The 6,625-nt window shown below is 60.2% G+C and carries 8 protein-coding genes; all 8 read right to left on the minus strand.

The window, feature by feature from the left end; genetic code table 11:
• Positions 1 to 73: 73 nt before the first annotated feature.
• Positions 74 to 676 (minus strand): TetR family transcriptional regulator, encoded by a 603-nt coding sequence (locus PH551_RS08845; protein ID WP_285192695.1) that lies wholly within the window; start codon positions 674 to 676, stop codon positions 74 to 76.
• A gap of 109 nt (positions 677 to 785) precedes the next feature.
• Positions 786 to 1,730, minus strand: a complete 945-nt coding sequence (locus PH551_RS08850) for a phosphoribosylaminoimidazolesuccinocarboxamide synthase (RefSeq protein ID WP_285192696.1) — start codon at positions 1,728 to 1,730, stop codon at positions 786 to 788.
• A gap of 83 nt (positions 1,731 to 1,813) precedes the next feature.
• On the minus strand, positions 1,814 to 3,556 hold the full coding sequence (locus PH551_RS08855; protein ID WP_285192697.1) for an SLC13 family permease: 1,743 nt from the start codon (positions 3,554 to 3,556) through the stop codon (positions 1,814 to 1,816).
• A 139-nt stretch (positions 3,557 to 3,695) separates the two neighbouring features.
• Positions 3,696 to 4,391: a phosphoribosyltransferase gene (locus PH551_RS08860; protein ID WP_285192709.1), complete on the minus strand. Its 696-nt coding sequence runs from the start codon at positions 4,389 to 4,391 to the stop codon at positions 3,696 to 3,698.
• Positions 4,392 to 4,405: 14 nt separating this feature from the next.
• On the minus strand, positions 4,406 to 5,209 hold the full coding sequence (locus tag PH551_RS08865) for a pseudouridine synthase (RefSeq protein ID WP_285192698.1): 804 nt from the start codon (positions 5,207 to 5,209) through the stop codon (positions 4,406 to 4,408).
• A gap of 155 nt (positions 5,210 to 5,364) precedes the next feature.
• On the minus strand, positions 5,365 to 5,571 hold the full coding sequence (locus PH551_RS08870; protein WP_085779273.1) for a hypothetical protein: 207 nt from the start codon (positions 5,569 to 5,571) through the stop codon (positions 5,365 to 5,367).
• A gap of 140 nt (positions 5,572 to 5,711) precedes the next feature.
• Positions 5,712 to 6,050, minus strand: coding sequence for a hypothetical protein (locus tag PH551_RS08875; RefSeq protein ID WP_085779272.1), 339 nt, complete (start codon positions 6,048 to 6,050; stop codon positions 5,712 to 5,714).
• Between the two features lie 357 nt (positions 6,051 to 6,407).
• Positions 6,408 to 6,625, minus strand: a 218-nt coding sequence (locus PH551_RS08880) for a hypothetical protein (RefSeq protein ID WP_285192699.1), incomplete at its 5' end; no start/stop codon positions are given.

The following is a 6,625-nucleotide window of genomic DNA, read 5'->3' on the forward strand; positions in this document are numbered from 1 at the left end:
AACTTGGCCTCAAATGCCATAATCCCGAGTCTAACAAAATCTTTACGAAGTGACGTAATTCAGCAACCGTCACTTAGCAAGCGCTATTTTGCAGTGCGGCATCGACAAAGCCGACGATTTCCTCGGCACGATGCACCAGTGTCTCAGTGTCGTCGCGAACGATGAGGACAGGGTGCAACACGCAGGCCAGCACATCGGCGACGGTCTGTGCGGCACGCTGAGGGTCGCGGCAGTGATAACGTCCTTCCACCATGCCTTTGCGGATGATCTCGCCGAGTTTCTCCTCGATACGGGCGCGATAGCGATTGCCGGCTTCGAGTTTGGCTTCGATGGTCGAGAGCACCATTTCGAAGATGTAAGGGTTCTTCTGGATATCCTGCAGATGACCCTCCAGCAGGCGCAGGACGAAGCGGAGCAGTTGCTCTTTTGCGGGCATGTTCTGGTCGAGGGGGACAAAACGCTCGGCGGCATTGTCGAGATGGCGCCCGGCGATGGCATCGACCAGCGCCACCTTGGAACGGAAATGCTTGAAGACATTGGCGGGCGACATGCCCAGCGCAGCTGATATATCGGCGATCGACACTGCGGCGAAGCCCCGTTCGCGAAACAGCATCTCCGCCATGGAGAGGATGTCCTGTCGCGTTTCCTCGGCCTTGCGTCTCGGCCTTCTTGCCATCCGTCCCCCGCCGGGCCGCGCCCGGTACTCCTTTTTTGCCGATGCTAGCGCTATTCAGCGAAAACTGCCAAGCCGATGCAAGGCCCGGCAGCTTTCGCACGTCGCCTTTTCAAGGGAAATAGGGGGCGAGGTTGCTGCGGACACGGGCAAGCGGCGTCTCGCCGCTATTGTCGGGAACAAAGCGCTCGCCGGTTATCGCCTCGTAGGCTCTGATATAGACGGCCGAGGTCTGCTCGATCAGTCCGGTGGGGATTTCTGGAATCTCGTCCTTATAAGGGTCGCAGCGCTCCGCCACCCACGCACGGACGAAATCCTTGTCGAAACTATCCGGGCGCTTGCCAGCGGCAAAACTTGCCGGATAGGTTTCGGCAAGCCAGTAGCGGCTGCTGTCCGGCGTGTGGATCTCGTCGGCGAGGATAATATTGCCGTCGCCATCGGTGCCGAATTCATATTTGGTATCGACGAGGATCAGGCCTTGCCTCGCGGCCATTTCCTGGCCGCGGGCAAAGAGCGCGAGTGCATATTTCGACAAGGTTTCCCACTGCTGGCTGGTCAGAAGGCCTCGCGTGACGATTTCCGCAGGCGTCAGCGGCTCGTCATGGCCTCCGTCGAATTCCTTGCTCGTCGGCGTGATGACGGGTTCCGGCAGGATCTGATTGTCGCGCATGCCGTCCGGCAGACGCATGCCGTACATTTCCCGCTCACCCTTCTTATAGAGGGTCAGGATCGAGGTGCCGGTGGTGCCGGCGAGATAACCGCGCACGACGATTTCAACCGGCAGGATGTCGAGCCGCCTGCCGATGACCACATTCGGATCGGGATAGTCGAGCACATGGTTCGGGCAAATGTCCCTCGTCGCCTCGAACCAGTAACGCGCCGTCTGCGTCAGCACCTGACCCTTATACGGAATACAGGTGAGAATGCGGTCGAAAGCGCTCAGCCGATCTGTGCTGATGATGATGCGGCGTCCGTCGGGAAGGTCGTAATTCTCGCGCACCTTGCCGCGATAGTGGTTCGGCAGTTCCGGGAAATGGGCTTCGGAGAGGATTCGCACGGCGCTCGACTGTCCTTTATTGGCTGATGGCTTCCTGCTCTAGTTTCATTACCGGCGAAGTCAAGCCGAGCGGAAGTATCGCATCACAGCCAGAACAGAGCCAGAAGAAACAGAGCGAGGCCGTAAGTTGCGACGGCAAGCGGCCAGCCGGCCCGCAGGAAGTCTCTGAAGCGGTAACCGCCGACGCCCATCGCCAGCGTGTTGTTGTGATGGCCGAAGGGCGTCAGAAAATCGAGCGAGGCCCCGACGGCGACCGCGATCAGATAGGCGTCGGGTGGGTGCCGCCCGATCCTCGCAAATTCGAGTGCGATCGGGGCGAGCACGATTGCGACCGTCGCGTTGTTGACGAAGGGCGTCAGCGCCATTGCGAGGAAGAGGATGAGGGCGATGCCGGAAAGCGCATGGTTAACCGGCACGGTGAGGCTCAGCCAGCCGGCAATCGCTTCGGCCGCTCCGGTGCTGGCCACTGCCTGGCCGATCGGAATCATCGCCGCCAGCATGATGATGATCGGCCAGTTGAGGTCGGCCATCGCCTGGCGGATATTGAGATGATTGAGCAAAGCGAGGACGAGGACGACACCCGCAAAAGCGACCTCGGGACGCAGGCCCGCCGCCGACGCGGCGACGCCGCAGGCAAACAATGCGAAAGGCCGCCAGGAGAGGAGGGCCGGTTCAGCTGAAGCTGTCGGAGCAAGCGGCAGGCACTCGCTTTCCTCCAGCGCTTCGGCAATTGCCGTGCGCGGCCCTTCCAGCGTCAATATATCGCCGATCGACAGTTGCAGATCGAGAAAGCGGCCTTCGATGCGCGGTGTGCGCATGGAAAGAGCAGTGACTGCGATGCCCCGATGGTGAAAGACTTCGAGTGAACTGACGCGCGAACCCACCAGCGTGCTTTCGGGCATGACGACGGTTTCGACCCGGGTGAAATTTGGCGGCCGAATATTCAGATGGGCATCTGCCACCAGGGCCTGTGTGGCCGCAAGGCCGGCAAAGATGTCATCGGCGCCTTCGGCAAGCAGCACGTCGCCCGCGCTGATCATCGACTGGTCGAGCGGGCCAAACACGAAATTGCCGTCACGGATCAGCGCGTGCGGTTTGATGCCGAAGCGGGTCGGACACTCGGAAAGCCGCGCGCCGATCAGCGGCGAAGCATTGGGAATGCGACGTTCGACGACGACGCGACGCGAGCCCTGGGTGAGCGTTGCCGGCACTGTGTCGGCTTCCGGGAACAAGTATCGGATCCGAACGGCGATGAGCAGGATGCCGACGATCGCGACTGGCAGCCCGACATAGCTGAAATCGAAGAAATGAAAACCCGCACCGGACGTCTTGGCAAGCGCATCGCTGACGAGCAGGTTGGCCGGCGTGCCGATCAGCGAGACGAGGCCGCCGAGCAGGGCTGCAAACGAGATGGGCATGACGAGCTGACGGCGGGGGATTGAGAGCGCCACGCCGAGCCGCAGCGCCACCGGCAGGGTGATCGCAAAGGCGCCGATATTGTTCATGAAGATGGAAAGAAAGCCTGCAAGCGAGGAGGCGCCTGATATGACCTTGAAGTTCGACGGTCTTGCGGTTGCGACACGCGCAGCGAGGTTGTCGAAGAGCTTGGCGCGTGCGAGCACCTGGACGATCAGCAGGATTTCGACGACGGTGATAACGACGGGGCTGGCGAAGCCCGCGAAGATCTGATCGACTGGATAAAGTCCGAGCGCATAGCCGGCGAGCAGGCCGGCAATCGCAGTCACCTCGATGCGTATGCGTTCGAGCGAGAAGAGAACGAGCATCACCAGCAGAAGGATCAGCAGGGATGCTTGCTCAAACGACATGGGCGGATCCGGTGTTTCATCGATGGAGGCATGTCGCTGTACCGCAACCGCTGCAGATTTCCGGGTGACAGGCCTTGGGCGGACTGTAGTTGTTCCTCATCTGCTGTACAGAGGCGTCAGCCGGCAAAATTGAACGATGTCACGTCTTCGGTCGGGCCGAAACCTGCCAGCGGCCCTCGGCATTCCGCTCCAACACGGGCGTTGCGAAGACACCGCGGACGCGCGCGACCCACTGCGGCCCGGCGGTTGCGAGGCTGTCGCGCCAACGCTCCGATTGCAGCATGGCCGCGCCTATGACGACGGGTTCGATGCCGCAGGCCGTCAGCAGATCAAGGCCCGAGACGATCGATGCGCCGCTGGAAATGACGTCATCGATCAGGGCGACGCGCCGCCCGGTCAGCAGCGGCAACATGCGCGGATCGATATAGAGGCGCTTGTCCTGTGTCGGCGTCGTGATCGATGACAGAGGAACGGAGAGCTCGTCGCGGTACCAGAACTTGCGCGAGGTGCCGAGCGGGACATAGCGGCCGTGACGGAGCTTCTGCGCAACGGCGGCTGCAAGCGTCAAGCCGAGCGTCGGCAGGCCGGCGACAACGTCGACGCCCATAGGTCCGATCTTTTCGGCGAGACCGTCGGCCAACGCGTCGAGGACGGCGAAGCTAGCCTGGTTGACAATCAGCGAAGCGAGGGCGTGATCGCCATCTGCCAACACGCGTATCGGCAGGCGAAGCTGGCGGCCGTCTTCCAGCGTGGCGACATAGTAAGTCGTGAACTCCCGATCGTGGGGAAAGGTGCCGGGCGGGTGAATCTCCTGCCAAAAGTCATGCGGCGCCATCTCCGACAGATCGGTCAACGTCTCGCCCTTTCCATGCCGGCTCTTCGGCGCAACCCCTGCAATTCTCCTTCAGTCAGCGCACGCACGGCGCCTTTTGGGAGTTCGCCGAGTTCGAGCCCGCCGATTGCGACCCGCACAAGGCGCAAACATTCGGCCCCGAGCGCCTCCAGCATACGACGGATCTGACGATTGCGGCCTTCATCGAGCTCGACCTCGATCCATGAGTTTCTGTCACCCTGGCGCAGGCGTCGTGTGGCGGTGGCCGTCAGCAATTCGCCGTTATGGCGGATGCCGGATGTCATAGCGGCAATCTCCTCGTCGTCCATGAGGCGGTCGATCTGGACATGATAGGTTTTGGTCACATGGGTGAGCGGATCGAGCAAGGTCTGGGCGAACTCGGTGTCGTTGGTGAAAAGCAGCAGGCCTTCGCTCGCCTTGTCGAGCCGACCTACAGGAGAGAGGTGCGGGATGTCGAAATTCTTGAGGCAATCATAGACGGTCGGCCTGCCCTCGGGATCATGGCGGGTCGTGACGAGCCCGCGTGGCTTGTTGAGCATCAAATAGATTTTCGCCTCGGCGGCAATGACAAGTCCATCGACACTGATCCTCGCCGTCGACAGATCGACCCATGCAGAGGCATCGCTGACGGTACGGCCGTCGACGGCGACGCGGCTTTCGGCAATCAGCCGTTCGGCCTGGGTACGGGAGCAATAGCCGAGTTTGGAAAGGGCGCGCGGAAGGGTGACCCGCTTGCCTTCAGTGTCGGCGGCAGGCTTCACCCGCTCGCGTGTCTTATGCGATGGGCGCCGGTCCCTCATCTGCCATCCCTGTCCAGCCTCGATGCCGCTTCTTGGCACGAACGGCCCAACGATGCCAGCGTGACAACGAAAACTAAGGAATGATAGGGTTGCAAAAGGACGTCAGCGCTTCGGATAAAGCGCCGTCTGGGCGAAAACCGGTTGGTCGCGCCGCCTCAGCGGCAGGCCATGAAGCCTGCCAGTTCCTTGCGGCTGACGACGATGCCGGCAGCGGCCTTCGCTGGGTCGGGATGAGTATAGGACAGGCTTGGCATTTCCGGCAGCTCGAGCGCCTGACGCATATTCATGATGCCGACCGCGTAACGGCCGTTAACGCCGTCGGCGCTGACTTCAATGATGCAATTGGCCCTCTTATTGTCCATTGGTTGTCCTCCCGTTCGTTTTTTATGTTGCCATCCCTTGCATTAAAAATTGGTTTTTCTGAGACATAAGCGTTTACGCACGCCGCCGAAAATGGGTCGGCGGGTGCGTAAAAGAGCCGGCTTCGAGGCGGATTGAGCGCTCAGTGCCACCAATGGCGAGGCTGCGGCTGTGAATTGCCGGATAGCAGGTAGCCAAAGAGGAAACCGACCGCCCCGGCAAGCACCAATGCGGTGGTCGTTGCGGCCGCATGCTCGCGGGCGGCGCCGGCGGCAGCTGCCCCTTCGGCCCGGATTTGGGCGACGGCGTTTTTTGCGCGGGGCAGGGCTTCATCGTAGGCCTTGCCGGCGCGGCCGCGCACTTCGTAATAGGCCTCGGCGCCCTGGGCGGAAATCATCTTCTGCAGACGAGAGACTTCCTGCTGGAGCGCAGCGATGTCCTTGCTGACAGATGCTCTGATGTCATCGGTGTTGGCAGCCATGTCGGTCTCCTTCCTTCAATGGGAAAGACAACACCTCAAACGGTGATAGGTTCCGAAATTGCAGCTGCTGATTTATGTCGGAAATTTAAGCTCGCCTTCCCAGCCTCGATTTAATCCTCGATTAACCATAAATTGGCTCAAAGCGCTGTTTTCACGCGATTTTTCGCCGGTTGCGGGCGGCAATTCGGGGATTTTTTGACCAGCTGATAAAGAAATCTTCGGAAATTTGGCGCGAACACGCCGCCTGTGGATAAAGAACGCGAAGAAAATAGCAACCAAATCAGCCTGTTACAAAAATGTCAAAAAACTTTTGGAATGGCTGTTGACTTAGAAAAGGGGGTGGGATTATAAGCCCACTCACTGACGAGGGCGGCGGCGCTGCTGGCGACGAAGTCTCTCGTTCTTAAGAAACTCAAGCGAATTGGCGGATTGCTGGTTTGTTGCTTCGGGCTTAGGTTTGGAGCGGGTTTTGGTGACGGCTTTTGGTCGTCTGTTATTTGACAATTGAAGATTGGAAGAAAGAGAAACGTGGGCGGCGGAGCTTGCGGGATCTGAGAGATTGGATCCTTTGAAAG

The sequence above is a fragment of the Rhizobium atlanticum genome (assembly GCF_030182485.1).
Lineage (GTDB): Bacteria > Pseudomonadota > Alphaproteobacteria > Rhizobiales > Rhizobiaceae > Rhizobium.

What these genes read in the sequence shown, in the direction of transcription:
- PH551_RS08845 (WP_285192695.1), bottom strand. Translation starts at nt 676, where the DNA reads ATGGCAAGAAGGCCGAGACGCAAGGCCGAGGAAACGCGACAGGACATC.
- PH551_RS08855 (WP_285192697.1), bottom strand. Translation starts at nt 3,556, where the DNA reads ATGTCGTTTGAGCAAGCATCCCTGCTGATCCTTCTGCTGGTGATGCTC.
- PH551_RS08860 (WP_285192709.1), bottom strand. Translation starts at nt 4,391, where the DNA reads ATGGCGCCGCATGACTTTTGGCAGGAGATTCACCCGCCCGGCACCTTT.
- PH551_RS08865 (WP_285192698.1), bottom strand. Translation starts at nt 5,209, where the DNA reads ATGAGGGACCGGCGCCCATCGCATAAGACACGCGAGCGGGTGAAGCCT.
- PH551_RS08870 (WP_085779273.1), bottom strand. Translation starts at nt 5,571, where the DNA reads ATGGACAATAAGAGGGCCAATTGCATCATTGAAGTCAGCGCCGACGGC.
- PH551_RS08875 (WP_085779272.1), bottom strand. Translation starts at nt 6,050, where the DNA reads ATGGCTGCCAACACCGATGACATCAGAGCATCTGTCAGCAAGGACATC.